At 71.1% G+C, this 25,509-nt stretch carries 28 protein-coding genes; 12 read left to right on the plus strand and 16 right to left on the minus strand.

What is annotated here, in order from left to right:
• Positions 1-57: 57 nt before the first annotated feature.
• The 3 genes from FVE89_RS28895 to FVE89_RS28905 are packed head-to-tail and all read right to left on the minus strand — an operon-like array spanning position 58 to position 2,492.
• Positions 58-816 carry a phosphatase PAP2 family protein gene (locus tag FVE89_RS28895; RefSeq protein WP_161393597.1) on the minus strand — a complete coding sequence of 253 codons (759 nt, stop codon included), beginning with the start codon at positions 814-816 and terminating at the stop codon, positions 58-60.
• A gap of 22 nt (positions 817-838) precedes the next feature.
• Positions 839-1,357 (minus strand): 2'-5' RNA ligase family protein, encoded by a 519-nt coding sequence (locus FVE89_RS28900; protein ID WP_161393598.1) that lies wholly within the window; start codon positions 1,355-1,357, stop codon positions 839-841.
• A 25-nt stretch (positions 1,358-1,382) separates the two neighbouring features.
• Entirely contained in the window at positions 1,383-2,492 is a 1,110-nt protein-coding gene (locus tag FVE89_RS28905) for a spore photoproduct lyase family protein (protein WP_161393599.1), read from the minus strand.
• 73 nt (positions 2,493-2,565) lie between these two features.
• On the opposite strand from FVE89_RS28905, the gene FVE89_RS28910 reads away from it, so the two are divergent.
• Positions 2,566-3,528 carry a hypothetical protein gene (locus FVE89_RS28910; RefSeq protein ID WP_161393600.1) on the plus strand — a complete coding sequence of 321 codons (963 nt, stop codon included), beginning with the start codon at positions 2,566-2,568 and terminating at the stop codon, positions 3,526-3,528.
• Here the strand turns inward: FVE89_RS28910 and FVE89_RS28915 are convergent.
• Positions 3,522-3,746, minus strand: coding sequence for a hypothetical protein (locus FVE89_RS28915; protein WP_161393601.1), 225 nt, complete (start codon positions 3,744-3,746; stop codon positions 3,522-3,524). The genes FVE89_RS28910 and FVE89_RS28915 overlap by 7 nt on opposite strands.
• A gap of 229 nt (positions 3,747-3,975) precedes the next feature.
• Between FVE89_RS28915 and FVE89_RS28920 the strand changes: the two genes are divergently transcribed.
• From FVE89_RS28920 to FVE89_RS28945, 6 genes are all read left to right on the plus strand, one after another.
• Entirely contained in the window at positions 3,976-4,953 is a 978-nt protein-coding gene (locus tag FVE89_RS28920; protein ID WP_161393602.1) for a glutathione S-transferase family protein, read from the plus strand.
• Between the two features lie 108 nt (positions 4,954-5,061).
• A complete protein-coding gene (locus FVE89_RS28925) occupies positions 5,062-5,529 on the plus strand; it encodes a hypothetical protein (RefSeq protein ID WP_161393603.1) in 468 nt (155 codons plus the stop codon).
• A 13-nt stretch (positions 5,530-5,542) separates the two neighbouring features.
• Positions 5,543-6,529, plus strand: coding sequence for a thioredoxin (gene trxA, locus FVE89_RS28930; RefSeq protein WP_342390088.1), 987 nt, complete (start codon positions 5,543-5,545; stop codon positions 6,527-6,529).
• Between the two features lie 49 nt (positions 6,530-6,578).
• Positions 6,579-7,244 carry an LON peptidase substrate-binding domain-containing protein gene (locus FVE89_RS28935; protein WP_161393605.1) on the plus strand — a complete coding sequence of 222 codons (666 nt, stop codon included), beginning with the start codon at positions 6,579-6,581 and terminating at the stop codon, positions 7,242-7,244.
• A 12-nt stretch (positions 7,245-7,256) separates the two neighbouring features.
• Complete coding sequence (locus tag FVE89_RS28940; protein ID WP_091719133.1) at positions 7,257-7,463, plus strand: Trm112 family protein; 207 nt, start codon at positions 7,257-7,259, stop codon at positions 7,461-7,463.
• Positions 7,464-8,036: 573 nt separating this feature from the next.
• Entirely contained in the window at positions 8,037-8,426 is a 390-nt protein-coding gene (locus tag FVE89_RS28945; protein WP_161393606.1) for a hypothetical protein, read from the plus strand.
• 5 nt (positions 8,427-8,431) lie between these two features.
• Here the strand turns inward: FVE89_RS28945 and FVE89_RS28950 are convergent, their stop codons facing one another.
• The 7 genes from FVE89_RS28950 to FVE89_RS28980 form a co-directional block, all read right to left on the minus strand.
• Entirely contained in the window at positions 8,432-8,794 is a 363-nt protein-coding gene (locus FVE89_RS28950; RefSeq protein WP_161393607.1) for an STAS/SEC14 domain-containing protein, read from the minus strand.
• A gap of 78 nt (positions 8,795-8,872) precedes the next feature.
• Positions 8,873-11,065, minus strand: a complete 2,193-nt coding sequence (locus FVE89_RS28955) for a primosomal protein N' (protein ID WP_161393608.1) — start codon at positions 11,063-11,065, stop codon at positions 8,873-8,875.
• Positions 11,066-11,107: 42 nt separating this feature from the next.
• Positions 11,108-12,274 carry an MFS transporter gene (locus FVE89_RS28960; RefSeq protein ID WP_161393609.1) on the minus strand — a complete coding sequence of 389 codons (1,167 nt, stop codon included), beginning with the start codon at positions 12,272-12,274 and terminating at the stop codon, positions 11,108-11,110.
• A 53-nt stretch (positions 12,275-12,327) separates the two neighbouring features.
• Positions 12,328-12,585 (minus strand): hypothetical protein, encoded by a 258-nt coding sequence (locus FVE89_RS28965; protein WP_161393610.1) that lies wholly within the window; start codon positions 12,583-12,585, stop codon positions 12,328-12,330.
• A gap of 138 nt (positions 12,586-12,723) precedes the next feature.
• A complete protein-coding gene (locus tag FVE89_RS28970) occupies positions 12,724-13,836 on the minus strand; it encodes an alpha/beta hydrolase (RefSeq protein WP_161393611.1) in 1,113 nt (370 codons plus the stop codon).
• A 126-nt stretch (positions 13,837-13,962) separates the two neighbouring features.
• On the minus strand, positions 13,963-15,246 hold the full coding sequence (locus tag FVE89_RS28975) for a phosphatase domain-containing protein (protein WP_161393730.1): 1,284 nt from the start codon (positions 15,244-15,246) through the stop codon (positions 13,963-13,965).
• Positions 15,247-15,269: 23 nt separating this feature from the next.
• Complete coding sequence (locus FVE89_RS28980; protein WP_161393612.1) at positions 15,270-15,668, minus strand: DUF3775 domain-containing protein; 399 nt, start codon at positions 15,666-15,668, stop codon at positions 15,270-15,272.
• Between the two features lie 192 nt (positions 15,669-15,860).
• Between FVE89_RS28980 and FVE89_RS28985 the strand changes: the two genes are divergently transcribed.
• Together FVE89_RS28985 and FVE89_RS28990 are read left to right on the plus strand one after the other, a co-directional pair.
• A complete protein-coding gene (locus FVE89_RS28985; RefSeq protein ID WP_161393613.1) occupies positions 15,861-17,435 on the plus strand; it encodes a hypothetical protein in 1,575 nt (524 codons plus the stop codon).
• Positions 17,436-17,495: 60 nt separating this feature from the next.
• Positions 17,496-18,818 carry an HlyC/CorC family transporter gene (locus tag FVE89_RS28990; RefSeq protein ID WP_161393614.1) on the plus strand — a complete coding sequence of 441 codons (1,323 nt, stop codon included), beginning with the start codon at positions 17,496-17,498 and terminating at the stop codon, positions 18,816-18,818.
• A 13-nt stretch (positions 18,819-18,831) separates the two neighbouring features.
• On the opposite strand, the gene FVE89_RS28995 is transcribed toward FVE89_RS28990, so the two are convergent.
• Positions 18,832-19,998 (minus strand): MFS transporter, encoded by a 1,167-nt coding sequence (locus tag FVE89_RS28995; protein WP_161393615.1) that lies wholly within the window; start codon positions 19,996-19,998, stop codon positions 18,832-18,834.
• Between the two features lie 179 nt (positions 19,999-20,177).
• On the opposite strand from FVE89_RS28995, the gene FVE89_RS29000 reads away from it, so the two are divergent.
• On the plus strand, positions 20,178-21,077 hold the full coding sequence (locus FVE89_RS29000; RefSeq protein ID WP_161393616.1) for a LysR family transcriptional regulator: 900 nt from the start codon (positions 20,178-20,180) through the stop codon (positions 21,075-21,077).
• Between the two features lie 34 nt (positions 21,078-21,111).
• Here FVE89_RS29000 and FVE89_RS29005 read toward each other — a convergent pair whose 3' ends face one another.
• A complete protein-coding gene (locus FVE89_RS29005) occupies positions 21,112-22,500 on the minus strand; it encodes an aminotransferase (RefSeq protein ID WP_161393617.1) in 1,389 nt (462 codons plus the stop codon).
• 120 nt (positions 22,501-22,620) lie between these two features.
• Here FVE89_RS29005 and FVE89_RS29010 point away from each other — a divergent pair, with 120 nt between their 5' ends.
• Entirely contained in the window at positions 22,621-23,154 is a 534-nt protein-coding gene (locus tag FVE89_RS29010) for a hypothetical protein (RefSeq protein ID WP_161393618.1), read from the plus strand.
• 15 nt (positions 23,155-23,169) lie between these two features.
• Here the strand turns inward: FVE89_RS29010 and FVE89_RS29015 are convergent, their stop codons facing one another.
• Positions 23,170-23,430, minus strand: coding sequence for a hypothetical protein (locus tag FVE89_RS29015; protein ID WP_161393619.1), 261 nt, complete (start codon positions 23,428-23,430; stop codon positions 23,170-23,172).
• Positions 23,431-23,661: 231 nt separating this feature from the next.
• On the opposite strand from FVE89_RS29015, the gene FVE89_RS29020 reads away from it, so the two are divergent.
• A complete protein-coding gene (locus tag FVE89_RS29020; RefSeq protein WP_161393620.1) occupies positions 23,662-24,153 on the plus strand; it encodes a glutathione peroxidase in 492 nt (163 codons plus the stop codon).
• A gap of 33 nt (positions 24,154-24,186) precedes the next feature.
• On the opposite strand, the gene FVE89_RS30740 is transcribed toward FVE89_RS29020, so the two are convergent.
• Positions 24,187-24,468, minus strand: a complete 282-nt coding sequence (locus FVE89_RS30740; RefSeq protein WP_202131186.1) for a hypothetical protein — start codon at positions 24,466-24,468, stop codon at positions 24,187-24,189.
• 128 nt (positions 24,469-24,596) lie between these two features.
• Positions 24,597-25,388, minus strand: coding sequence for an ATP12 family protein (locus tag FVE89_RS29025; RefSeq protein ID WP_161393621.1), 792 nt, complete (start codon positions 25,386-25,388; stop codon positions 24,597-24,599).
• Positions 25,389-25,509 lie beyond the last annotated feature (121 nt).

Here is a 25,509-nt window from a genome sequence, read left to right on the forward strand (position 1 = left end):
CGTTCGGAGAACGCCACCAGGCTTCAGGCTGTTTCCCGCGGCGCGCGGACGCGCCGGTCACGCCGGGGGCGGAGGATCCGGAGCCTCGACATTGCCGCGGCGCTGCAGCTGGAGGGCGACGAACCAGCACAGGCACGCCCAGGCGGCGCCGATGCACCAGCCGGCCAGCACGTCGCTCGGCCAATGGACGCCGAGATAGATCCGGCTGAGCCCGACGAGCAGCGTCACGCTCACGCCGAGCCCGATCAGGAGGGCCTTCGCGCGGCGGTTCTGCTCCACCCGCGCCACCAGGGTGGCCAGCGTCAGGTAAGCGATGGCCGACATGGTCGCGTGGCCGCTGGGGAAGCTCGCGGTGAACACCTCCATGCCGTGCGGGACGAGGTCCGGCCGCGGCCGGTTGTAGAACAGCTTCAAGACCGTCGAGACCAACTCGCCGCTGCCCACCGCGGCGAGCACGTAGAGGCCGATCCGCCGCCGCCCGGCGGCCGCCAGATAGGCTGCCACCGCGCAGGTCAGGAACAGCACCGTGAAGACGCTGCCGAGACCGGTGATGTCGCGCATCGTCTCTTCGAGCCAGGGCGGCCCGATCGGGTCGGAGAGATCGGCGGGGTTGCGCAGAGCCAGCAGGATCCGGCGGTCGAGGGCGGCGGTCGAGCCCTCGCCGACCTCGTGGGCGAGGAAGAAGAAGCCGTAGCCCAGGATGCTGAGGCCGAGGAGCGCCACGAGGGGCCCGACCTCGTTGAGGCGCAGCCGCAGCCAGAATGCCGTGGCGGGCTCGATCAGGCGGCTGTGCCGCAGGGTGCCGGGGACCTTCACGGCGCGGTCTCCGGATGTCGCATCAGGCATTCTCACCGAAAGGCAGGCGGGCCAGTTCCTCCCACGGCCCCCCGAGATACCGCCACAGCAGCGTCGCCGGGGCGGTGAAGCGGAACGGCGCGAAGCCGGCCTGGAGATCGGCGTGCAGCGCCCGCGCCGTCGCGGGATCGACCTTGTTCTGCACCGTCACGTGCGGACGCCAGCCCTGCCGGTCCTGCGCGGTGAGGTGCGGGCCGAATTCCTTCGCGAGCCGGCTGCGGAAACCCGACAGCGCCTCGGATTCGAGCGCGTAGGCGACGCCGCGGCCGGTGAAGCGGACGCCCGTCACGGCGACCTCCGGGGGCGGGAGCGTCCGGGCGAGGGCGGTAATGGCCTCGATGACACCGCGCTCCCGATCCCCCGGCAGGTGGTGGAACAGCGTCGCGTGGGCCGGGATGACGTTCAGCGCCTCGGGAAAGAACCGGCGGCGCTCGCCGTCGAAGCGCGCGAAGGTCGGCTCGTCGAAGGCCAGCGTCAGGATCAGGGGGGCCGCGTCTTGCATCGGGCCGAGATGGCGCCCGCGAGCCTCAGGTCCAGTACAGCACCCGCGCCGCCGGCAGGTCCCGGGCGAGACAGGCGGTGAGATGCTGGCGCATCGCCTGCATCAGCGGCTTCGGGAACACATGCTTCACCGAGCCGAACTTGGTGCGCTTCTCCACGCGCTCGGCCTCGTCGAGGGGCAGGTTCGAGCCCGGATACCAGCCGCGCAGCACCGCCTTCGAGCCGGGGGTGAAGCGGTGGGTGATGAGCTCCGCGGTGAGGTCGAGATCCGGCACGCCGGCGAGCGCGTCGGCGGCGTCGCGGATCAGCCCGGCATAGGCCGCCTCCCAATCCGGAACCGGCAGGATCGGCGCGATGGTCAGGCCCACGGGGTAGCCCGCCCGCGCCATCTGGCCCAAAGCCGAGAGCCGCGCATCGAGGGTGTCGGTGCCGCCCTCGTAGCGGGCGGCCGGCCGGGCATTGACCGAGAAACGGATGCGCGTGCGCCGGTTGTGGGGCAGATCGAGGAGCGGCGCGACGGCGGCGAATTTCGTGGTGAAGCGCAACTGCACCGGCGCATCCCAGGCCCCGAAATGCCGGATCGCCGCCGAGAGCGAACCGGTGAGGTGCTCGATGCCGAGCGGATCGGTGTAGCACGAGGCCTCGAAGGTGGTGCCCTCCTGCGCCCGCTCGGCCGAGGCCGAGGTCACGGCGCCGCGCCCCGCATAGGCGTCGAGATTGCCCAGGATCGCGTCGAGATTGGCGTAGGCGCGCGTCACCGGCGGCCCCTGCAGCGAGCCCGCGAGGTAGCAGTACTGACAATGGGCCGGGCAGCCCTCGGCGAGGTCGAAGCGCCAGTCGGCGGAGGGCGGGATCGGCTGGAGCCGCAGCTTGGTCGGCGGCGCCACCGTCAGCGCGAGGGTCGCCTTGGCGGCCGCGTAGGCGCGGCGCGGGTCCGGCTCGCGCGGGCTCGGCAGGCGGTTGGCCGACAGGCGCTCGACGGCCAAGCCCAGCGCTTCGGCACGTGCCAGCATCGCCCGGCCGTGGGCGTGCTCCAGCGCCGCCGGCGTCACCAGCACCCGGCGCGGGCGCCACAGGCGGGCCGGGCGTGGCGCTTCGACGGGCTCTTCGAGGGCCAGGACGGAGGAGGGCGGCATCCCAGTCGAACGCGCGGCTGCACGCGGCGGGTCCGGCCTAGTCGCCCGGTCGCGGTGCGGCTAAAGCACCGCCATGTCTGCAGGCAGGGAGAGCGTTCATGTCGGCCGCGACGGCTGGTTGTTTCTCATCGGGGGCACCAACCGGGTCCTGGACCGCTACCGGGGCGGCCTGCGGCACTGGCTCCTGCTGCGGAGCTGGGCGCGGCTGATCCGGGCCCGCGCCCGGCGCGCGGAAAGCCTCGGCATCCGCTGCCTCCACGTGATCGTGCCGGAGAAGCTGTCGGTCTACGACGACCGGACCGACGGCCTGCGCTACGATCCGGCCGGGGCCTCGACCCGCCGTCTCGCCCGGCTTCTCGCGCGCCATCCCGCCTATCTCGATCTGCTCGCTCCGCTCCGGGCCGCCCGGAACGGGCCGGTGCCGCTCTACCTGCGCACCGACACCCACTGGACCGCGCAGGGCTGCCTGCTGGCCTATCGCGAGATCATGCGGGTGCTCGGAGCGATCCCGCCCGCCGATATCGGCGCACGCCCGAAGATCGTCTCGGACGAGTTGATGGATCTCGGCGAGAAACTCCGCGAGCGGCCCCGGGAGCGCATCGAGCGCTTCGGGCTGCAGCGCGACTCACGCCGGGTCGAGACCGGTCCGCTGCTCGCCGCCTACGAGACAGCGGGGCGCGACCGGGAGGTGCATGTCGGCGCGCATGTCGTCTACCGGAACGACGCGTCCACCGCCGATCCGCGCCGGCTCGTCCTGTTCGGCGATTCCTGCGCGCATTTCGACCCGTTCATGCTGACCGGGCTCCTCGCCGAAAGTTTTTGCGAGGTTCACTTCGTCTGGTCGTCGGGCCTGGACTGGCCCTATATCGAGCGCGTGCGCCCCGACATTCTGCTCTTCGAAGTGGCCGAGCGGTTCCTGGCGCGTCTGCCGAAGGACGATTTCGACGTCACGGTCGCGGGCCAGCGCGGGACCGGCGGGCGCCTCGCGCAGATCCGGCGGGACGGCCTGAAACCGCGGGTGGGCGCCGATCAGTAGATCGCCGTGTCCAGGCGGGCGAAATCGTTGATGCCGGCCGCCTGATACTTGGCGAAGGATTCCGGTGCGCAGGCGATCCCGATCATGAGGACGAGGAGGGTGGCGAGGCAGGCCAGCGTCGCCGTGACCACGTCCGCGTGGCGTCTCAGAGCGTGGATCACCAAGCATCCGAACGTGAACAGGGCCGCCTCGGCGACGGGCACCAGCGCGAACGACATCACTCCACCTCCATACATGCGTCACGCGACCGGTCCGGCCGCGACTGGGTCGGGGAGGAATGCCGGATTTTGTTGCACTGCAACAGAAGGGCGCGCGCAAGCCTGCCTTGCGCAGAAATCGCGGGCTGGCGGGAACGCGTCGCGCGCCGCGTGAAACGCGCCCGGCGCCTTCCCGCGAACGCCGCGAGACCCATCTGATCGCGGGATCGCGGGCTGGCAGGATACGACGATGGGCCTTCTGGTAGACGGCGTCTGGCGCGACCAATGGTACGACACCGCCTCCACGGGCGGCCGTTTCGAGCGGCAGGCCTCAGCTTTCCGCAACTGGGTCACGGCCGATGGATCGCCGGGGCCTTCGGGGGAGGGCGGCTTTCCCGCCACGCCGGGCCGCTACCACCTCTACGTCTCGCTGGCCTGCCCCTGGGCCCACCGCACCCTGATCGGCCGCGCGCTGAAGGGGCTGGAGGACGCGATCGGCGTCTCGGTGGTCGATCCGCATATGGGCGCGGAGGGCTGGGTGTTCGGCGACACGCCGGGCGCGACGCCCGACCCGATCCACGGCGCCCGGCGCCTGTACGAGGTCTATCTGGCGGCGGAGCCGACCTATACCGGCCGCGTGACGGTGCCGGTGCTCTGGGACCGGCAGCGCGCCACCATCGTGTCGAACGAATCCGCCGAGATCCTGCGGATGCTGAACGGCGCCTTCGGGGGCATCGGGCCCGATCTCTATCCGGAGGATCTGCGTCCCGAGATCGACGCGCTGAACGCCCGCATCTACGACCGGGTGAACAACGGCGTGTACAAGGCGGGTTTCGCCACCGCGCAGGCGGCCTACGCGGACGCCTTCGAGGCCCTGTTCGCGGAACTCGACGCGCTGGAAGCACGCCTCGACCGCGGCCGCTATCTCTGCGGCGCCCGGCTGACCGAGGCGGATATCCGCCTGTTCACCACACTGGTGCGGTTCGATGCGGTCTATGTCGGCCACTTCAAGTGCAACAGGCGCCGGATCGCGGACTATCCCAACCTGTCGAACTACCTGCGCGACCTCTACGCGCTCCCGGGCGTCGCGCCGACCGTGAACCTCACGCATATCAAGCGGCACTATTACGAGAGCCACCCGACCATCAATCCGACCGGGATCGTGCCGCTCGGGCCGGAACTCGACTTGTCCGCGCCCAACGACCGGGCCCTGCGATTCGCGGCATAACTCGGCGTGCCCGTCCGGCGGCCCGACGGCTGTCCGCGCCGCCGTGGCCCTCGACGTCCGCCCTGCGGAGCCTAGTTCGGCCTGCAACCGGAGGACGCCCGACACGCCATGACGACCCGCCTGCGCCTTGCCCTGTTCTGCGCCCTCGTCAGCCTGCCCGCAGCCGCGCACGCCCAGGCGGCGCTGCGGCTGGAGGGGACCTGCGAGAAACTCGTCATCGGCACGCAGGATCTGAGCGCCGCCTGCAGCCCGGTCCTGACCAACGCGGTCAGCCGCAACCGCACGCGCTTCGATTTCACCACCTCGGACGGCCAGAGTCTCAGCTTCAGCGGCAACGGTGCCCAGCAGGAGGCCACCGAGGAGACCGATCCGCTGCAGCCGATCAACGTCGTGACCCTCGGCCAGGACGCCGCCCCGACGCTGGCGATCGGCGCCTGCCGGTTCTCCACGCCGGAACCGGGGCGCACGGCGATCACCTGCGAGGCGCGCGCGGCCGACGGGCGCGCCTTCGCGGGGACCTTCGTGACGGCCGCCAAAGCCGCCGCCGGCGCGCCGGCCGCCCCGCCGGCGCGCTGAGCAGGGTAACCCGATCCGGGCTGGTCAGACGGCTTCGGAAGCCCCATTTAAGGGGCTCCAGCAAAAAAGTTCCGAAGCCAGACCGATGCTCAACGACACCCTCGCCGGAGGCACGCCGCCGGCCAGCGACACCGGCGCCCTGATCAAGGACACGACCACCGCGAGCTTCCGTCAGGATGTGCTCGCCGAGTCGATGAACCGGCCCGTTCTGGTCGATTTCTGGGCGCCCTGGTGCGGACCCTGCAAACAGCTCACGCCGGTGCTGGAGAAGGTCGTCAAGGAGGCCGCGGGCGCGGTCGTCCTAGTGAAGATGAACATCGACGAGCACCCCTCGATCGCGGGTCAGCTCGGCATCCAGTCGATCCCGGCGGTGATCGTCTTCCAGAAGGGCCAGCCGGTCGACGGCTTCATGGGCGCGGTGCCGGAGAGCCAGATCAAGGAGCTGATCGGGCGGGTGGCCGGGCCGGTCCAGGATCCGGTCGAGGCCGCGCTCGCGGATGCGGCGGCCCTGATCGAGGAGGGCGACCTCGCGGGCGCCTCCGAGATCTACGCGGCGGTTCTGGAGCAGCAGCCCGACAACGTCCCGGCGCTGGCGGGGCTCGCCAAGATGCAGCTCGATGCCGGCGAGGTCGAGAACGCCAAGCGCGTGCTGGCGATGGTTCCGGAGGCGAAGGCCAATGACCCGGCGCTCGCCGGCATCCGGGCCGCCCTGGAACTCGCCGAGCAGGCCGCCTCGCTCGGTGATCTCGCGGGCCTGCAGCGGGCGGTCGAGGCCGATCCGGATGCCCATCAGGCGCGGTTCGACCTCGCTTTGGCCCTGGCGGCGCGGGGCGAGCGCGGTCAGGCGGTCGATCACCTGATCGAGCTGCGCAAGCGCGACAAGGACTGGAACGACGACGGGGCGCGCAAGCAGCTCCTGCAATTCTTCGAAGCCTGGGGCGTGATGGATCCCGACACGATCCGCGGGCGACGCAAGCTCTCGGCGCTTCTGTTCTCGTGAGGCGCCGGCTCGCGCTCCGGCCCACCCGTCCGCCCCTCTGGGAGGCGCCATGAGCACCCATGCGAGCTACAAGGGCCCGGCGGACTGCCCCGCGGTGATCCCGGTCTTTCCCCTCTCGGGTGCGCTGCTGCTGCCGCGGGGACAGATGCCGCTGAACATCTTCGAGCCCCGCTACCTGGCGATGGTCGACGACGCGATGCGGACCGACCGGATCATCGGGATGATCCAGCCCGATCCGGAGAATGCGGGCGGCCTGAACCCGAAGCTCTACCGTGTCGGCTGCGCCGGCCGGATCACGCAATATGCCGAGACCGGCGACGGGCGCTACCTGATCTCGCTCACCGGGATCAGCCGCTTCCGGGTCGAGAGCGAGCTGGCCTCCGCCAGCCTCTACCGGCGCTGCCATGTCTCGTACGACGCCTTCGCGGTGGACTTCGCGCCCCGGGCGGGCGAGGAGCATGTCGACCGTGCGGGCGTGCTGAAGGCGCTCCGCGACTTCGTGGAGTCGAACGACCTCAAGGTGGATTGGGCGGGGATCGACGAGGCGCCCGACGAGGCGCTGGTCAACGCCCTCTGCATGATGAGCCCGTTCGGCGTCCGCGAGAAGCAGGCGATGCTGGAGGCCCCGGACCTGAAGACCCGGGCGGAGATCCTGATCGCGGTCACCCAGATGGAACTGGTTCGCGGCGCAGGCCCCGAATCGACGATGCAGTAGGTTTCAGGCACGATGAGCAACGAGCTGACAGCCCCCGTCGAGGCGACCCGCGTCGACCCGAAGCTCCTGGAGATCCTGGTCTGTCCGCTGACCAAGGGCACTCTGGAATACGATTCCGCCCGCCAGGAACTGATCAGCCGTTCCGCCAAGCTCGCCTACCCGATCCGCGACGGCATCCCGATCATGCTGCCGGAGGAGGCGCGGCCGCTGGTGGATTGAGGGCGGGGCGCTCGCGGGGGAGAACGCGCGGCTCGCCCCTTCTTCCCTCCTGCGCAGAAGCTTGCGGCTTCACACATCGCCCACTGCGCTAACGAGAGCCCCGGGAAAACCCCTCTCCCCGCGTGCGGGGAGAGGGCTCCGGCGACCTTGTCGTCGCCGGAGCGAGGCGGCAGCCGAAGGTGAGGGGGCTTGAACGAAGGAGTCTCTTCCGGAATCGCCCCCTCACCGCCGCTCCGGCTTCGCCTCTCGCTTCCCGCACGGACGACGAGGTCCGTGCGGGCCTCTCCCCGCGTGCGGGGAGAGGGGAGATCCGCGGCTCGGGTACACCTCGACGCTCAGGTCCGATCAACCGCCTGAGCACAAGCAACGCTCTGCGCTCCCGCAGGATACGGCCAAGCATCGGGTCGCCGCGGGTCGACTATCGGATCCAGCTCCGCTATAAGATCTGATCTCGCCGGACATCCTCACCGGCCATAGTCTTGCCGCGCCGCGCGTTCAGCGTCGAGTCATCCTCGATCGACGATTCTGCGGGCCGTCCTGTGCGGCACCCGCATCGCTGAAAGACGACCCTGCATGATCAAATCCCTCGCCCTCGCGGCCCTCGCCACCGGCCTGTCCCTGCCGATCCATGCTCCCGCCTCCGCGGAGCCCGATGCGCATAACGGCACGTGGTCGGTGGAACTGGTGACCGAGAGCGGCCTGTGCAACGCGCGCTACAGCTACGCGCTCGCCATCCGGGAGGGACAGGTTCAGCTCGTGTCGGGCAGCGCGGGAGCCCGGGTGAACGGCCATGTCGGCGCCGACGGCACCGTCGGGCTCACCGTGAGCAACGGTACGGCGAGCGGCACCGGGACGGGCCGGCTTCAGGCCGGAACCGGCGCCGGCACCTGGAGGGTCTCGTCGCTCTGCTCCGGCCACTGGACCGCGCGGCGCAGCGACACCCGCACCGCGCAGGCCGAATAGCCCGCTCAGGCCGCCGCGGCGAGCCAGCTGCGCGCCTCGTCGAGGCGGGCGCGCTCGAACACCTTGATCTGCGTCGGCGAGACGAAGTTGAAGGTCTCGGCCAAAGCCTTCAGCCAGGGCGCGTCCGTGACCAGGGCGACGTGGCTCACGCTCTTCATCATCGAGAAGCCGAAGCGCGGGTCCTTGAAGAAGGCCGCCGGCTCCATGCCCTCGAAGGTGCGGATGTCCTCGAGCAGCTTGATCTTGCCGCCCTTGTCGAGGTCGGCCTTCATGGCGGTCATCGCCGCGTTCATCTCCTCGTCGGTGATCTTCCCGTCGACCACGATCTCGGCGACATTCGAATCCGGCGTCTTGGTGTAGGTCAGCACTGATCGCTCCTCCGGGAACCGCCCGCGCCCCTGAGCCGGTCTCCGGCCCGGGATCCGCGGCCCGTGTAGACGAGTCTCCTACAAAAAGCTCTGCGGGTCGACATCGATCGCGACCCGGACATTGCCGCGCACCTTCGGCCCCCGGACGAGCCAGGCCCGCAGGTAGCCCTGGAGATCGACGTTGCGCTCGGTCTTCACCAGCAGCCGGAAGCGGTAGCGCCCCCGCACCAGGGCGAGCGGCGCCTCGGCGGGTCCCAGCACCATCACGCCCTCCGGCGGATCCGCCGCGCGGGCGAGCGCCTGCCCATGCGCCTCCGCGACCGCGCGGTCGCTCGCCGAGACGATCAGCGCGGCGAGCCGCCCGAAGGGCGGCAGACCGGCCGCCTCGCGGGCCTGGATCTCCTCCTGATAGAACCGCTCGGCATCCCCCGATAACAAGGCGGCGATCACCGGATGGTCCGGCTGGTAGGTCTGGACCAGCGCCCGCCCCGGCTTCTCGCCGCGCCCGGCCCGGCCGGTGACCTGCTGGAGCAGCTGGAAGGTGCGCTCCGCGGCCCGAGGGTCGCCCGAGGTCAGGCCGATATCGGCGTCGAGCACGCCGACCAGCGTCAGGAACGGGAAGTTGTGGCCCTTGGCCACGAGCTGCGTACCGATCACGACGTCGCACTCGCCGGCCGCCACGGCGTCGAGCTCCTGCCGCAGGCGCTCGGCGCCCCCGGGGAAGTCGCTCGACAGCACGACGATGCGCCGGCCCGGAAACACCTCGGCCGCCTCCTCGGCGATCCGCTCGACGCCGGGGCCGCAGGCGGTGAGGTTGTCGAAGGTGCCGCACTCGGTGCAGGCCTCCGGCCGCCGCTCGGCGTAGCCGCATTGGTGGCAGACGAGCGCCCGGCGGAAGCGGTGCTCCACGAGCCAGGTCGAGCAGTTCTTGCACTGATAGCGGTGGCCGCAGGCCCGGCACAGGGTCAGCGGCGCGTAGCCCCGGCGGTTGAGGAACAATAGCGCCTGCTCGCCGCGCTCCAGCGTATGCTTGACCGCGTTGACCAGCGGCGGGCTGAGGAAGCGCCCGCGCTCGGGCTGGTCCCGGCGCATGTCGATCGCCGCGATATCGGGCATCTGCCGGCCGCCGAAGCGCTCGGGCAGGAGCACGTGCCGGTAGCGGCCGCGCGCCGCATTCACCCGCGTCTCGATGGCGGGCGTCGCCGAGGTCAGCACCACCGGGCAGCCTTCGAGGCGCCCGCGCACCACCGCCATGTCGCGAGCATGGTAGTGGACGCCGTCCTCCTGCTTGTAGGCGGTCTCGTGCTCCTCATCGACCACGATCAGGCCGAGCCGCGCGAAGGGCAGGAACAGGGCCGAGCGGGCGCCGACCACCACCAAAGCCTCGCCCTCGGCGACCGCGGCCCGCAGCCGCTCGCGCCGTTTGCCACCGATCCCGGAATGCCACGCCGCCGGCCGCACCCCGAACCGCGCCGCGAACCGGTCGAGGAACTGCGCCGTGAGCGCGATCTCGGGCATCAGGATCAGCGCCTGGAGCCCCGCCCGGATGCAGGCCGCCACCGCCTCGAAATAGACCTCGGTCTTGCCTGAACCGGTGACGCCCTCCAGCAGGACCGGCCGCAGGTCGGCGGGCGCGGCGTCGGCGGGTGGCCGGTGCCAGGGGAAGCCCGTCAGGAGTTCATCGACCGCCTCGCCCTGCGCGGGGGAGAGCGGCGTCCGCGGGAAGTCGGGATCGGGACGCGGGGCGACCGGCTCGGGCTCGACCGCCACGGTCTCCAGGGCGCCGTCGTCGATGAGCCCATCGACCACCGAGAGGGAGACGCCGGCCTCCTTGGCAAGCGCGCTCTTGCCGCGCAGGGCGCCGTCGGCGGCCACCGCCAGGACCTTGGTGCGGGCGGCGGTCGGCCGGGACGGGGGCTTGTCGGTGATGCGCACCGCGACCCGGATCGTCTCGGCGGCGTTGGCCTCGTCGGGCAGGCGCAGCACCATGGCGAGCGCCGAGCCCTTGGGCGCCAGGGTGTAGCGGGCGATCCAGTCGACGAGGCTGCGCAGCGGCTCCGACAGGGGCGGGTAGGGCAGGCGGCCCGTCACCGGCCGCAGATTCGAGCCGCCGGCGGTCTCGGCGAGGCTCCAGACGACGCCGACGATCTCGCGCGGGCCCAGCGGCACCTGGACGACGTCGCCCAGGGCGAGGTCGAGCCCCGCCGGCACCACGTAGCTGTAGGGCGTGTCCAGGGCGAGCGGGATCAGGATCTCGGCGACAGAGGGCATGCGGGCTTTCGGGCGGCTCCGTTCCGGGTCCGTACCACAGCTTCAGCGCGTCCGCAGGCCGGGCACCAGGGGCAGGGCGGCGAGGCTCAGGCCCGCCATCGCCCAGAAGGCCGCCCGACCGAAGGCGCCGTAGAGCAGGCCCGAGGCCAGCGTCGCGAGCACGCCGGACAGGCCGAGGCCGAGCGTCCCGTAGAGGGCGAGCGCGGTGGCACGCCGCTCCGGGGGCGTCGTCTCCTCGATCAGGCCGAGGCAGGCGAGGTGCAGGAGCGCGAAGCTCAAGCCGTGCAGCGCCTCGACGGCGGCGAGGGCCGGCACCACGACGGTGGAAGTGAGTGCCGCCCAGCGGAGCGCTCCCGCACAGGCCGCCACGGCGATGCCGGCCGGGAGCCCGATCCGCGCCAGGAGGGGCGGCCCAAGGAGCAGGAAGACGAGGATTTCGGCCGCCACCGAGACCGACCAGAGCAGGCCGGCGGTGCCCGCCGGGATCCCGGCGGAGCGCCACAGGATCATCGCGAACCCGTCATGCAGGGCGTGTGCGCCGATCACCAGGGCGGCAGCCAGCACCGTGCGGCGGAAGCGCGGCAGCGCCACGAGATCTGCGAATCCCCGCCCGGGCGGTTCGACGGCCGCCGCCTTCGCCCGGTTGGCCGGCAGGGCGAGGGATGCGGCGGAGGCGGCGAGAAACAGGGCACCGCTGGCCCACAGCGCCGCGGAGAGGCCGAGGGCCGCGATCAGCCAGCCCGCCGCCACGGTCGCCGCGATGAAGGCCGCCGAGCCGGCGGCGCGGACCCAGCCATACTGGAAGGCCGCCCCGCCGCGGGCGGCCGCCAGCGCCAGCGCGTCGGCGAGCGGGGCGGGGGCGGCCGTCCCCGCCGCGTAGAGCAGGCCCGGCCCGATCAGCTGCGCGAACCCGGCGCCGGGCAGGTGGGCCAGGACGGCAAAGCCCGCTACGGCGAGGCTCGCCGCCAGGATCGGGCGGGCCGCCTGCCGCCGGTCGGACCAGGATCCGGCCAGCGGGCCGATGACGAGGCGCAGGGCGCCCGCCGCGGCGAGCAGGATTCCGATCTCGCCGGGGTCGAGGCCGCGGGCCGCCAGGAAGCCGGGCAGGATCGGCGAAAGGACGCCGTAAGCCCCGTAGAGCGTGCCGTAGAGGACGAGGAAGCGAACCAGGCCGCTCCTCCACCCCGCGCTGGTCGTTTCCGCCCCCATCGGCGGAGCGTAGCACCGGTGCGTGGCCCGGCGTCAGGGCCGGGGCGAAGGCGTCAGCAGGCGCGGCGGACGGCGTAACGGTAGCGGCGCCCCGTCTCGTCCAGCAATTCGCTGTCCGGCCCCTCCTGCCAGACGACCTCGTCGTCCGGCCCGGTGGCATTGGTCAGGGTCGCGCCGCGGACGATGTCGAGGTTCAGGCCGAAGCCGTAGCTGACGGCCGTCGCCTCCGTGATGGCGGAGGCGATGTCGGCCTCATCGGGCAGGCAGGCGAACAGGACGCCGTCGGAAATGGCCAGGGTGTAGGTTTGCACGAATGGGCTCCAGCGGATTCCAGGGCATGGACCAGCATGCGAGCGCCCGAACCTAGGCACCGCGACCGGGATGTGAACCCTCCCGATCGCGATGCTGCATTGCACCATTTCGTGAGGACCGTGCCGGGCTCGCGGCCGTCAGCGCTCCAGATGAGCGTCGAAGAACCGGGCCATCTCGCCGAACGCCTCCTTGGTCTCAGGCGCGTCCGGCGTCATCAGGTATTGGGCGTGCGACATCCCCTCGAACACCTGCAGGGAGGCCTCGATCCCGGCGGCGCGCAGCTTGCGGTGGGTGCGCACCGTGTTCGACAGGAACAGGTCGCGGGTACCCGTGATCAGGAGCGCAGGCGGCAGGCCTGAGAAGTCGCCGTTGATCGGCGAGAGCTGCGGGTCCTTCAGGTCGCGGCCGTTGGCGTAGAGCCTGGCGGCCGGCGTGAGGTAGCCGGAATAGCTGACGAGGACGTTGTCGATCCATTCGTTGGTCCGGTAGCTGTCGCCGGTCTCGGTCATGTCGGCCCAGGGCGTGCCGAGGCCGATGGCGGCCGGCAGCGCCAGCCCCTCGGCCTTGGCGCGCAGCATCAGAGCCAGGGTCATGCCGCCGCCGGTCGAGGTGCCGAACACCGCCATGTTCTGCGGCTTCTGCATGGTCTGCATGGCGCGCCAGACCGCCGTCGCGTCGTCCATGGCGGCGGGGTAGGGGGCATCGGGCGGCATCCGGTAATCCACGGAGATGATCCTGAAGCCGCCGAGGCCGGCCATCAGGATCGCCTCAAGCGTGCCGGCCTCGCCGGGATTGTAGACGTAGCCGCCGCCGTGGATGTGCAGGAGCAGCCGGTTGCGGTTGGCCTCGGGGATCTGCCGGGGCTGGATCACGAAGGCCTTCACGCCGCCGATCACCGCAGCCTCGCTGGTGACGCCGAGTTTTTCGCGCAAAGCGGGGAGGGCGGCGGTCCCGGCGGCGGCGAGCTTGTCGACCAGCGCCTTCCAGGCCGCGGCATCCGGCGGGTTCGCATTCCAGGCCGGCGCGCGGTAGGGCGCCGCCACGGCCGTGCGGAATTGCGGGCTCACCGTGTCCGGCACCGGCACGACCTTGGCCGGGACGGTCCGCGGACCCGGCGCGGCATTGGCCGCCCCGATCTCGGCCTCCAGCTGCGCGAAGGGGCGCTCGGCCCCCGCCGCGGGCGCGGCCTGCCCGAAGGCCGCTTGGGTGCCACAGGCGATCAACAGCAGCGCGGACAGGCTCAGGCGCATCTCGGTTCCTCATGCGGCAGTCCGGTCTGCGAACCCCGTCTCGGCGGGGGCGGACTGCGCGTGCACAGCAGATATCGGAGGGATCGGGCTCGGCCAGCGCCGCGAATGACGTTCGCGACCGCGCGTTCAGGCGTCGAGGCGCGGGAGCGTGGCCGGCGTTTGCGGCTCGACCACGAGGGTCGCCGGCACCGTGTCGTCGCCCGCCAAAGCGTCGGCGATCGCCTCCGGCGCGATGGGGGCCTCGGCGGCAGGTCCCGCGGGCTCCGGCGTGATCCGAGCGGTCTCGCCGCGCGGCCCGGTCTCGGCGGCGGCAGCGTGCTCGTCGGCGACCCCCGCGACGGAATCCGGGGCGATCAGGCCGATCGCGGCCGCGTGCTCGGCCATGGCGACGCTGTCGGCGGCGAGCACGAGGCTGGACCCGGCCCGGGCGACGGCGCCCGCCAGGCGCACGATCTCCTCGATCCGCGCGGCATTGCGGGACACGTTGCGGATGTAGACCGCCAGCACCCGCCCGGGATTCTCCTCCACGATCTGCGCGTAGACCTCCGGATCGTGCTGGCCGCTGTCGCCGATCAGCACGAAGGGCAGGTCCCGGTAGAGGGCGAGCATGTGCCGGATCAGCGCCTGCTTGTGGTCGGTCGCCCGGCGCGGCAGCGGGTGCGTCCAGGAGAGGCCCCATTCCCGCAGGAACAGCACCGGCCCCGCCGGGATGCCGTGCCGCTGGAAGAACTCCGACAGCATCTCGTAGAGGCCCCAGGGGGCGCGGGAGACATAGAGCATCGGGTTGCCCTCCGCGCCGCCCGCGCCCGCGTGCAGGGCGCGGTACAGGGCGGCGACGCCCGGGAAGGCGACGCGGCTCTCGGCATCCTCCACGAAGAGCCGCCAGAGCATCTTCAGCTTGTTGGCGACGCCGGTGCGCATCACCGTGTCGTCGATGTCGCTGACCACGACGCAGCGGCAATCGTCGGGCGGGATGAACACCGCACCCTCGGCCGGGATCGGCGGATCGCTTTCGAGGACCAGCTCGACCGGATGCCACCCCCCCGGGTCGGCGGGCGGGTCGTGCGGGTGCAGGTGCACGCGGAAATAGCCGTCCCGGTCGGTCTCGACCCGCACCGCATCGCCGCCGAACCGGGCGGCGATGCAGGCCCCAGCGACCGTCCGCCGGGCTACGCGGCGACGCAGGTCGCGCCACTGCGCCCGCAGGGAGTCCGGATCCTCGCCGGGAATGCCGGGGGATTGGCGAAAGACCCGGCCGATCAGGAAGATCGCCTCCCGCGAGCCGTAGCCGCGATAAGGCTCGACCACGAGTCCGCCGCGGCCCTTGCCGCCATGCCCCTGCGCCCGGCGGACGGGCCGGACGAGGACCCGAAGCGCCTTGCCGGCGCCCCGGCGCACGCGGGAGGCCACCCGGATCGCCACGGCGGCGGCGATCAGGCCTGCGGGAGCTCGGGGCTCAGCCCCAGGGCGTCCAGGCCTTCTTCCAGGAGGTCCCCGGCATCGGGCGAGCCCAGCAGTTCCTTCACGGCGCCGTCGCCGGCCGCCTCGCGCTCCCGGGCGAAGCGGACCGCCTCACCCCATTCCTCCGGCTCCATGTCGCCGCGCCCGATATAGAGCAGGGCCAGCAGCTCCGCGCGGGCATCGTCGTCGAGCCCGGCGATCATGCCGCGGACCTCGTCCTCCGTGGCGTCGTCGGTGCCGGAGATCAGTACGTCGGTGGAGCCGTCATCGATCGGGTTGGAGCCCGAATCCGGATCGGTGTTCCCCTCCTTCACCTCGATGGCCCGCAGCCGCATGACGATGTCGGTGACGGTTTCGACGGCGATATCCATGCGCTGCTCTCCAAACGCTGAGACGGTCGGCCCCGCTGGGCCCTCAAGCCGCGACAACGGGCGAGCGGGCGCCGGGTTCGCCCCATCCCCACCGAACGGTGCATGCGTGGTCGGCGCCCCTTCCCGGCCGGGTGGTCGTGGGCTAGAGCCAGCGAGATTTCCCCGACGACCGGATCAAAACTGGCGATTGACGTGGTTTCTCAGAAGACTGCCCGCATATCGCCCGCCGATACCGTCGATCCCCGAGCTCATGATTGCAGGTCCCGGCGCGCGGCCGCGCTGCTTCCGGCCCTCTGCGGCCTCGGCATCCTGGCCGCCTCCGCCCTGGTGGCACCGGATCGGGGGGCGGCGCGGTCCGCGGGCTTCGAGGGCAGCGCGCCGAGCTGCTACGTGACCGGCGGCGGGGGCCTGGAAATCTGCCGCGACGGCTCGGAGGCCGAGGGCGTGCTGATCGCGCCGGCGCCCTGCGCCTTCGTGCGCGGCGTGCAGATCCTGAAGCTCCCGCGCACCGAGGCGCCCGGGCCGCTCCAGGCCGTGTTCCAGGGCCAGACCCCGGTCGCGTCCCGCCGCGAGGAGCCCTGCCCCGAGCGCCGCGCCACCGACAGCCGGGACGGCGGGTCGCTGCGCACGGGCCGCACCTTCGAGGCTCTGGTCACGACGCTGCCGCCCTCGGCCGACCGGTTCTGGGTGGACCTGCCGGAGGAACGCACCCGGTCCCGCGGCTGGTCCGAGCCGACGCCCTCGGCCGAGGGGATCGGCCCGCGCGATCCGATCGCGATCGCCGGCCGCGACTGGGCCGGCGAGGCCTACAGCTACGTCTTCCTGCTCGGGCAGGAGCGGGTGGGCGTGGCCGCCGCCCAGGACGACGCGCCGCCGCGCCGTCGGCGCGGGCGTCGGCGGACCGAGCCGGACGAGACCGGGCAGGGGCCGGCCGATGTCCGGCGCCGGGTCCAGATCGAGGCCCGCACCCTGGACTTCCAGAGCTTCGAGATCCGCACCCGCACCGCCGACGGCTACGGGCTGACCTGGACGCCGTTCCAGGCCGGCACCGGCCGCGGGCGGAGCGACCCGCCCAATCCCGCGCCGGTGATCGACGCGGCCGGCAAGCCGGTGGCCTCCGCCTGCACGGCCCCGGCCTTCGAGACGCACGGGCTCGCCGGCTCGATCAGCATCGTCGATCGCACCTATCACTACGTCTACACGGACGTGCTGCCGGAGGATTGCGGCCTCGCCCCCGAGAAGCGGCGCACCGCGCTCTACCTGCGCACCGCGCAGGACCTCTCCGGCCCGAAGGTCTGGTCGGTGGCGAAGAAGCTCGCCGGCCCCCTGCCGCCGGGGAGCCTCGTGCGGGTGGCGCGCGCCAAGGGGATGCAGCGCTGGGCGGTGTCCTATACCTGCCAGCGGCCGGCCAACGCGCCGGGCGGCCCGGTGGCTGATATCTGCCTGCAATACACCGCCGACATGAACCTCGACGGGATCGGTGCCCTCAAGCTCTACGCCGACCCGGTGGAGGCGGGCCGCTCGCCGGCCTATCTCGGCCTGCGCTCGGGGGGCGACGGCAGCGGCCGCTTCGACCGGAGCGCCCATTTCTGGATGACGGACGCGGAAGGAAACCTCGACACGCCCGCGATCTACCCCAACAAGGCCGGCTTCCTGACCTGGCTCGACCGGCTCGCCCCGACCGCCTCCGGCCGCGACACGTCGAGCCTCTACGGCCGGCCGGTCTACTGGGCGACGTGGACGGTCCGGCGGATCGGCGCGCAATAAACCGCGCGAGCCGCTATATGGGCGGCCGACTCGCCGTTGTGGGCTGGCCTGACGGAACCGATGGACACCGAAATCGACCTGTGGTTCGCCGCGAGCATCGTGGTGATCTCGCTCCTGCTCTCGGCCTTCTTCGCGGGGGCCGAGACCGCCTTCACGGCCGCATCCCGGGCGCGGATGCACACGCTGGAGCAGGCGGGCGATCCGCGGGCGGCGATCGTCAACCGCATCCTGGCGATCCGCGAGCGCTTCATCGGCGCCATGCTGATCGGCTACAACATCGTGGCGATCGGCGCCTCGGCCTTCACCACCAGCGTGCTGACGGCTTTGTTCGGCAAGAGCGGCGTGATCTACGCCACGATCGGCATGTCGGTGCTGGTCATCGTCTTCGCCGAGGTGCTGCCGAAGACGCTCGCCATCTCCAAGCCCGACCAGACCGCGCTGATCACGGCCCGGCCGGTCGCCTTCGCGGTGGCGCTGATGGGGCCGCTGGCCATCGCCATCGAGCAGGTGGTGCGGCTGATGCTGAAGCCGTTCGGCGTGACGATCGGCGAGCACCAGTCGATCCTCACCGCCGCCGAGGAATTGCGCGGGCAGGTGGCGCTGATGCACCGGGAGGGCGGGGTCGCCAAGGCCGAGCGCGACATGCTGGGCGGCCTCCTCGACCTGTCGGAGCTGACCGTCTCCGACGTGATGGTCCACCGAACCAAGATGCGCGCGATCGACGCCGACCAGCCCTCCGAGGACATCGTGCGGGCGGTGCTGTCCTCGCCCTACACGCGGATGCCCCTGTGGCGGGGGACGCCGGAGAACATCATCGGGGTGCTCCACGCCAAGGACCTGCTGCGGGCGCTCGATGCCGCGGGGGGCGACGCCTCGGGCCTCAAGGTCGAGGCGCTGGCGCTGGAGACGTGGTTCGTGCCGGGCACGACGTCGCTGCGCGCCCAGCTCAAGGCGTTCCTGACCAAGAAGACCCACTTCGCCCTGGTGGTCGACGAGTACGGCGAGGTGATGGGGCTGGTGACCCTGGAGGACATCCTGGAGGAGATCGTCGGCGAGATCGCCGACGAGCACGACGTCGCGGTCTCCGGGGTGCGGCCGCAGGGGGATGGCTCGGTCAATGTCGATGGCGGCGTGCCGATCCGCGACCTCAACCGGGCGATGGACTGGAACCTGCCCGACGAGGAGGCCACCACCATCGCGGGCCTCGTGATCCACGAGGCCCGGACCATCCCCGACCAGGGAACGGCCTTCAATTTCCACGGCTTCCGCTTCCAGGTGCTGCGCAAGGCCAAGAACCGGATCACCACCTTGCGCATCACGCCGCTGACCGCGACCGGGGTGCAGGCGAGCGGCCAGATCGAGGGGCCGCGCAGCGCGGTGTGAGGGCACCGCCGCATCAGACCTGCGGCGGGCGGCCCTCCCTGAAGGATAGGGCGAGCGCCGCAAGGCCGAACAGGCCGCCGAGCGCGCAGGTACCGGACCAGCCGACCAGGACCCAGGCGAGGCCCGAGAGGCTCGACCCCAGCGCCGCTCCGATGAAGAACAGGCCGGTAAACAGCCCGTTCAGGCGTCCACGGGCCTCCGGCCGCAGCATGTTGATCGCCCGCCGGCCGAGCGCCTGATCGGCGATGACGCCCAGGTCGAGGATCACGGCCGCCAGCGCCATCACGGAGAGTGCGACCACCCCCGGTATGTCGCCGGCGGTTCCCGCCCCGCCGATCGCCGCCAGCGCCATGGCGGCAACGACGCCCAGATGCGCGAGGATCGTGGCGGGCCGCGTCTGCCCCCGGTCGCCGGCGCGGCCCGCGATCGGCGCGATCACGGCGCCCGCCGCGCCGGTCAGGGCGAAGACCGCGATGCCTGTCTGGCCGAGGCCGAAGGGCGGCAGCGCGAGCCGCAGGGCCACCGAGGTCCAGAAGATCCCGAAGGCCGCCATGCAGAGCCCCTGATACGCGGCGCGGCGCCGGAGCACCAGTTCATCCTTAAGGAGCACGAACAAGGACGCGATCAGGCCGGAATAGGAGACGGTCTGGGACGGCCGACGCTCCGGCACGACCCGGACAATGACGATCGTGAGCAATCCGACGAGGCCCGCGAGGACCCCGTAGAACCAGCGCCATCCGGCATACTCGGCGATGACGCTCGCGCTCGGCCGGGACAGCAGAATTCCGAGCATCAGGCCGGTCATGACGTTGCCGACGACGCGCCCGCGCTCGGCTTCCGGCGCGAGGCTGGCGGCGACCGGCACGAGCATCTGGATCGCGCTGGCCGTCAGCCCGATCAGGAACGATGCGAGCAGAAAAAGCGGCGCCGAGGGCGCCATGGCGGCCGCGAGGAGCGCCAGTGTACCGGCGGTGAGCGTGCGCCGGATCAGCCGTCGGTTCTCGATGAGGTCCGCCAGTGGCACGAGAAAGAACAACCCGCTCGCGTAGCCCAGCAGCGTGACCGTGGTGACGAGGCCGGTCCCCGCCGCGTCGAGGCCAAGCGATGGCCCGATCACGCCGGCGAGCGGTTGCGACGCGAACAGGCTCAGGACAATGACGCCGGCCGCTATCGCGAGCATCAGGACGATGCGATTCGAGATCGCTGGTGTGTCCTGCGTGTCAATCGATTGAAGACGAGCCGATGCACTCACGGAAACCTGCCGGATCTGATCTTGATGATCATCAAATCTTAGGGCTTGATTTTTTGGATGACAATAAACTTGGCTCAAGATAGACTCTTGCGAAATGCGTGAGACTGATGTCGAGCCTGGAACGCTACCGAGCCTTTGTCGAAATCGTCGATCGCGGCAGCCTGACGGCTGCCGCCCGGCATCTCGGCGTGTCACTGCAGTCGGTGAGCCGCGCGCTCTCGGGATTGGAGAGCGACCTCGGGGTCGAACTGGTCCGTCGCACCACCCGCCGTCTGCAGCCGACCGCGGCGGGCCTCGCGTTTCAGGCCCGTATCAAAGCGGCGCTGACCGAGATTGAACGCGCCTGCGCGGAGATTGGAAGCGAGAGTGAGCGCATTGCCGGCACGTTGCGGGTCGGCGCCCCCGTCCTGTTCGCGCCCCGTTATGTCGTTCCGGCCTGCGTGACGTTTCTCGAACGGCACGCGGGCCTGGAGATCGAGCTGGTCCTGTCGGATGCGCGGGCCAACCTCGTCGACGACCGGCTCGATCTCGCGATTCGGATCGGTGATCCCGGTCCGCCCCAGCTCAAAATTCGCCATCTCGCGCAACTGCGCCGCGTGATGGTCGCCGCGCCCGAATACCTCGCACGCCATGGCGTCCCACAGCGACCGGAGGATCTCGCCGGTCACGTCTGCGTCGTCCGCACCTTCGGACCCGAAGGCGATTCGTGGCCGGTTATGATCGATGGCCGTCCCGCACACGTGCCTGTGCGCGGGACCCTGCGCTGCAACGACGCCACCGCGGCGAACACGGCCGTCGCAGCCGGCGCCGGCCTCGGCCTCGCACCGCTCTGGCAGATCCAGGGGGATCTCAATCGGGGTCGCCTGACGATCGTTCTCGCGGAGTTCGAACCCCCGCCGATCCCGGTTCAGGCCGTGTGGCTCGGAGCGACGGGGACACCGCCACGCACGCGCCTGTTCGTGGAGGCGCTGGCGCTCCATTTGGCGTCGGAGGGCTTGCGGACCTGATCAGGATTCGGCCTCTCGAAAGGCCGATCGCAGGCTAGCCGGGCATCGCTTCCAGACCCTCGGCGCGGATCCAGTCGCGGGTCCGGTCGAGCGCCCGGCCGAGGCGGTCGAACAGGGCGTCGATCTCGTCCGGCGCGATGATCAGCGGCGGGCAGACGGCCAGGCGGTCGCCGGCGAGCGCCCGCACGATCAGGCCCTCTCCTTGCGCGAAGGCGACGCAGCGGGCGGCCACGCCCTTCTTCGGGTCGTATTGCCGCTTGCTCGCCTTGTCGGCGACGATCTCCAACCCGCCGATCAGCCCGATGCCGTGGGCCTCGCCCACGATGTCATGGTCGGCCAGCGCCGAGAGCCGCCGCTGGAAGTGCGGCGCCTTCTCCGCCGCGCCCTCGATGATCCGGTCGCGCCGGTAGATCTCGATCGTCTTCAGCGCCACCGCGGCCGCCACCGGGTGGCCGGAATAGGTGGTGCCGTGGCCGAAGGTGCCGAGCTTCTCGCTCTGGCTCACCATCGCGTCGTAGAGCGGCGCGTCGATGCTCACGCCGCCGAGCGGCATGTAGGCGGAGGTGAGCGCCTTGGCGAAGGAGATCGAGTCCGGCCGGATGCCCAGCGCCTCACTGCCGAACCACGTGCCGCAGCGGCCGAAGCCGCAGATCACCTCGTCGGCGATGAAACGCACGTCGTATTTCGCCAGCACGGCCTGGATCGCAGCGAAGTAACCGCGCGGCGGCACGATCGCGCCGCCCGCGCCCATCACCGGCTCGGCGATGAAGGCCGCCACCGTCTCGGGCCCCTCGCGCAGGATCGTCTCCTCCAGCTCGGCGGCGAGCCGGGCCGAATAGGATTCCTCGCTCTCCCCCGGCTCGGCACCCCGGTAATGGTGGGCGGCGGAGACGTGCAGAAAGCCCGGCAGCGGCAAGTCCCAATCGGCATGGTTCGCCGTCAGCCCGGTCATCGAGGCGCTCGCCACCGTGACGCCGTGATAGCCCTTCTGCCGGGCGATGATTTTTTTCTTGTTCGGTCGGCCGAGGGCGTTGTTGTAGTACCACGTCAGCTTGACCTGCGTATCGTTGGCCTCCGACCCGGAAGACGTAAAAAAGATCTTCGAAGTCGGGGCCGGCATCAGCTCCTTGAGCGTCTCGGCGAGCTCGATCCCCGGATCGTGGCTGCGGCCGGAGAACAGGTGGGTGAAGGGCAGGCGCGCCATCTGTGCCCGCGCCGCCTCGACCAACTCATCGTTCGAATAGCCGAGCGCCGTGCACCACAGGCCCGACATGCCCTCGATGTAGGATCGCCCCTCCGTGTCGTAGACGTGGACGCCCTGGCCGCGCTCCAGGACCAGCGGGCCCGTCTGCCGGTGCGTCGACAGGTTGGTGTAGGGATGAAGCAGGGTTTCGACGTCGCGGGTCGCGAGATTCGAGAGCATCGGCGGCAGGTCCTCGTGCCGAAGGGATCCGCCACACTACCGACCCGATGCACCGGCAGGTAGCCCAACGGACCCGCCTCCGGCCGTTGTCGGATGCATGCCGGACGCGCTGTATACCCGATGCTCAGCCCCGAAGCCTTCGTCGCCCAGCCCGCTCCCGGCCGCGCCTGCGGCGCCTGCACGCTCTGCTGCAAGGTCTACGACGTGCCGGCGGTCGAGAGCGTGGCCGGCCAATGGTGCCGGCACACGCGGGCCGGGCAGGGCTGCGCGATCCACGCCACCCGCCCCGACCATTGCCGCGCCTTCCACTGCCTGTGGATGACGGAGAGCTGGCTCGGGCCGGAATGGAAACCCGATCGTGCCAAGATGGTGCTCGCCCTGGATCCGCTCACCCGCAACATGAACGTGCAGGTCGATCCCGGACAGGCGAATGCGTGGCGGCGCGAGCCCTATTACGGGCAGCTCAAGCGCTGGGCCGCGGCCTCGGTGCCGCTGCGCCGGCACGTTCTGGTGCATGTGAACAAGACCACCACGGTGGTGCTGCCCGACCGCGACGTCAGCCTCGGCGTGGTCTCGGCCGCGGAGCGCATCGTCACGCGGGAGCGGATGACGCCGCAGGGACCGAGCTTCGACGTGGAGAAGGTCCCGGCCTGAGCGGGCAGCCCCCTCTCAGTAGTCCGCGCGGGCGGCCCGCCGCATCACGGGGGATTCGATCACGAGGAAGGTCATCTGGAACAGGATGAGGCCCGTATCGTCGGTCACCTCGATGCGCCAGTCCTCGCCCAGGGCGATCCGATGGGCGTCGTGTTTCAGGATGTCGCCGGCGATCCGGATGGCTTCGAGCCGGGCGGCCTGCGGGTCCGCCAGCTCGGTCCCGTCCGGGTCCAGCACGGAACAGCCATCATGGACATGGAAGTAAAAGCGCGGCATCCACGTACCCTGATGAAGTCCAGGCGGGGGGTACGGTCAACCCTCACTCGCAGCCTGCCATCGCTCCATGCTGCGATTGCAGGATCCATACCGATCAAAGGCCGGTGTGACTATAATCCACGTTAACCTCTTGCCGAGGATGCGACGCTCCGCCCTGCCGGGCTGCCGCGCGTGACATGCGGCGGCGCCGCCCCTCTTGCGGACCGGAACGGTTTGCCCGAGAGAGCCCGCATGACGACGGTCTACGATTTCAGCGTCACCGCTGCCGACGGAACACCCTATCCCCTGGCGCAGCATCGCGGCGAGGTGCTGCTGATCGTGAACACAGCCTCGCGCTGCGGCTTCACCTCGCAATACGAGGGGCTCGAAGCGCTCTGGCGGCGGCACCGGGATGCAGGCCTGACGATCCTGGGCTTTCCCTGCAACCAGTTCGCGGCGCAGGAGCCCGGCGACGCCGCGGAGATCGCGCGCTTCTGCTCCCTGCAATACGATGTCAGCTTCCCGGTGCTCGCGAAGATCGCGGTGAACGGAACCGGGGCCGAGCCGCTGTACGACTATCTCACCCACGCCCGACGCGGGCTGCTCGGCACGCGGGCCGTGAAGTGGAACTTCACGAAGTTCCTCGTGGGGCGCGACGGCCGGGTCCTGGCCCGCTACGCCCCCAGGACGAAGCCGGACGCCCTGGAGGCGAAGATTCAGGCCGCCCTCTCCGTGCCGGCGTGAGGCCGGTCCGGCGCCGCATCTCAGCGTCGTCGCTCAGCCTCCCTTGGCGCTCCCGCACATCCGCAGCATCGTCCGCAGGGACATCGTCGGACAGGGCCGCACCGCCTCGCGCAGGATCCCGACGAGGAAGCGGACTTCCGCGATCTTTCGCCTGGTCGGCGTCGAAGCGCCCCCGGCACACGCGCGATCTTCGAGGTCCAGCAAGGCATCGAAGACTGCATAGCGGTCTCGCCGCTCACAGCATGACTGCATACGCGCCATGATCACGGCCATTTCGCGCTCAAAAGTACATTTCAGAGGCTCGGCGATGCGCATTGTCGATCCGAACACAACGAGCCCGGATCTTAAATCAGTCTTGGGGCAATGTCAGCCGACGGATCGGCCCTCGCCCCGCAAGTTTCGGATTGTTGCGCGGGCGCATCGTCCGGATCGAACCTTCCCGGTCAATGCCGGAGCGCCACGAGTTCGGCCGCGGCCTCGAACTCGGCGCGGCGGGCCTCGAGACGCGCCTCCGCTTCGGCATCGCGGCCCCAGACCTCCGCCTGATAGGTCTCGTCGACATGGGCGGCGGCCCAGGCCTCGGCCGGCGTCAGGCGGCCCTTGAGCACCGCCAGCGCGATCAGGAGGGAGCCGCTCAGCGTCGTCAGCGTGTGCAGGCCGGCGAGGCGGAACGGGTCGGTCACCTCCGAGACCGCGGCGGCGAGCGCCTGAACAGTGTCGGTCGGCTGGGTGACGTGCATCACGCCCTCGCTCAGGATCACCCGCGCGCCGAACGTCTCCCGCGCCCAGGCGAGGATCGGATCCCAGGCCGCAGCCTGCGCCGTCACCAGTCGCTCCGGATCCCCGGCCCGGTAGGCGACGAGATCGGTGCCGGCATAGGCGTGCAGGTCGGCGGCGACCGCCTCCAGCCGCGGCGCGACGCCGTCGATCGCGGTGTTGACGAGCCGCGTCAGGGGCATCCGGGACGGATCGATCTGCTCCTCCTGCGCCGCCCACTCGGCCGCGACCCGCTCGGCCAGGGCGCGGGTGGGCAGCCGCAGCGGGTTGCGGGCGGGCGTGTTGGCCGGGCGGCCGTCCAGGGTCAGGCGGAACCCGTCCGGATCCTCCGCGAAGCCGGCTTCCGTGTAGAACCGCCGGGGCAGGGTGGGCTTGGCGTGTCCGCGGGCGGCCCGCACCGGATCGGATGTCGCGCCGTCGCGGGGCTGGCCGAGCCAGTCTGTCGTCTCATCGCTCATGAAGCCGAGATAGGCCTTCCCGGGTCCGTGCGCGAGCCTCCCGGCCTCCGAAGCCTGTCCGGCCCGCAACCGGGTTTCCAAAGGGCCGAGCTCTTTGGTGGGCTGTCAGGGCAAAGCCCTG

This window comes from Methylobacterium sp. 2A, from assembly GCF_009806555.1.
Taxonomy (GTDB): Bacteria; Pseudomonadota; Alphaproteobacteria; order Rhizobiales; family Beijerinckiaceae; genus Methylobacterium.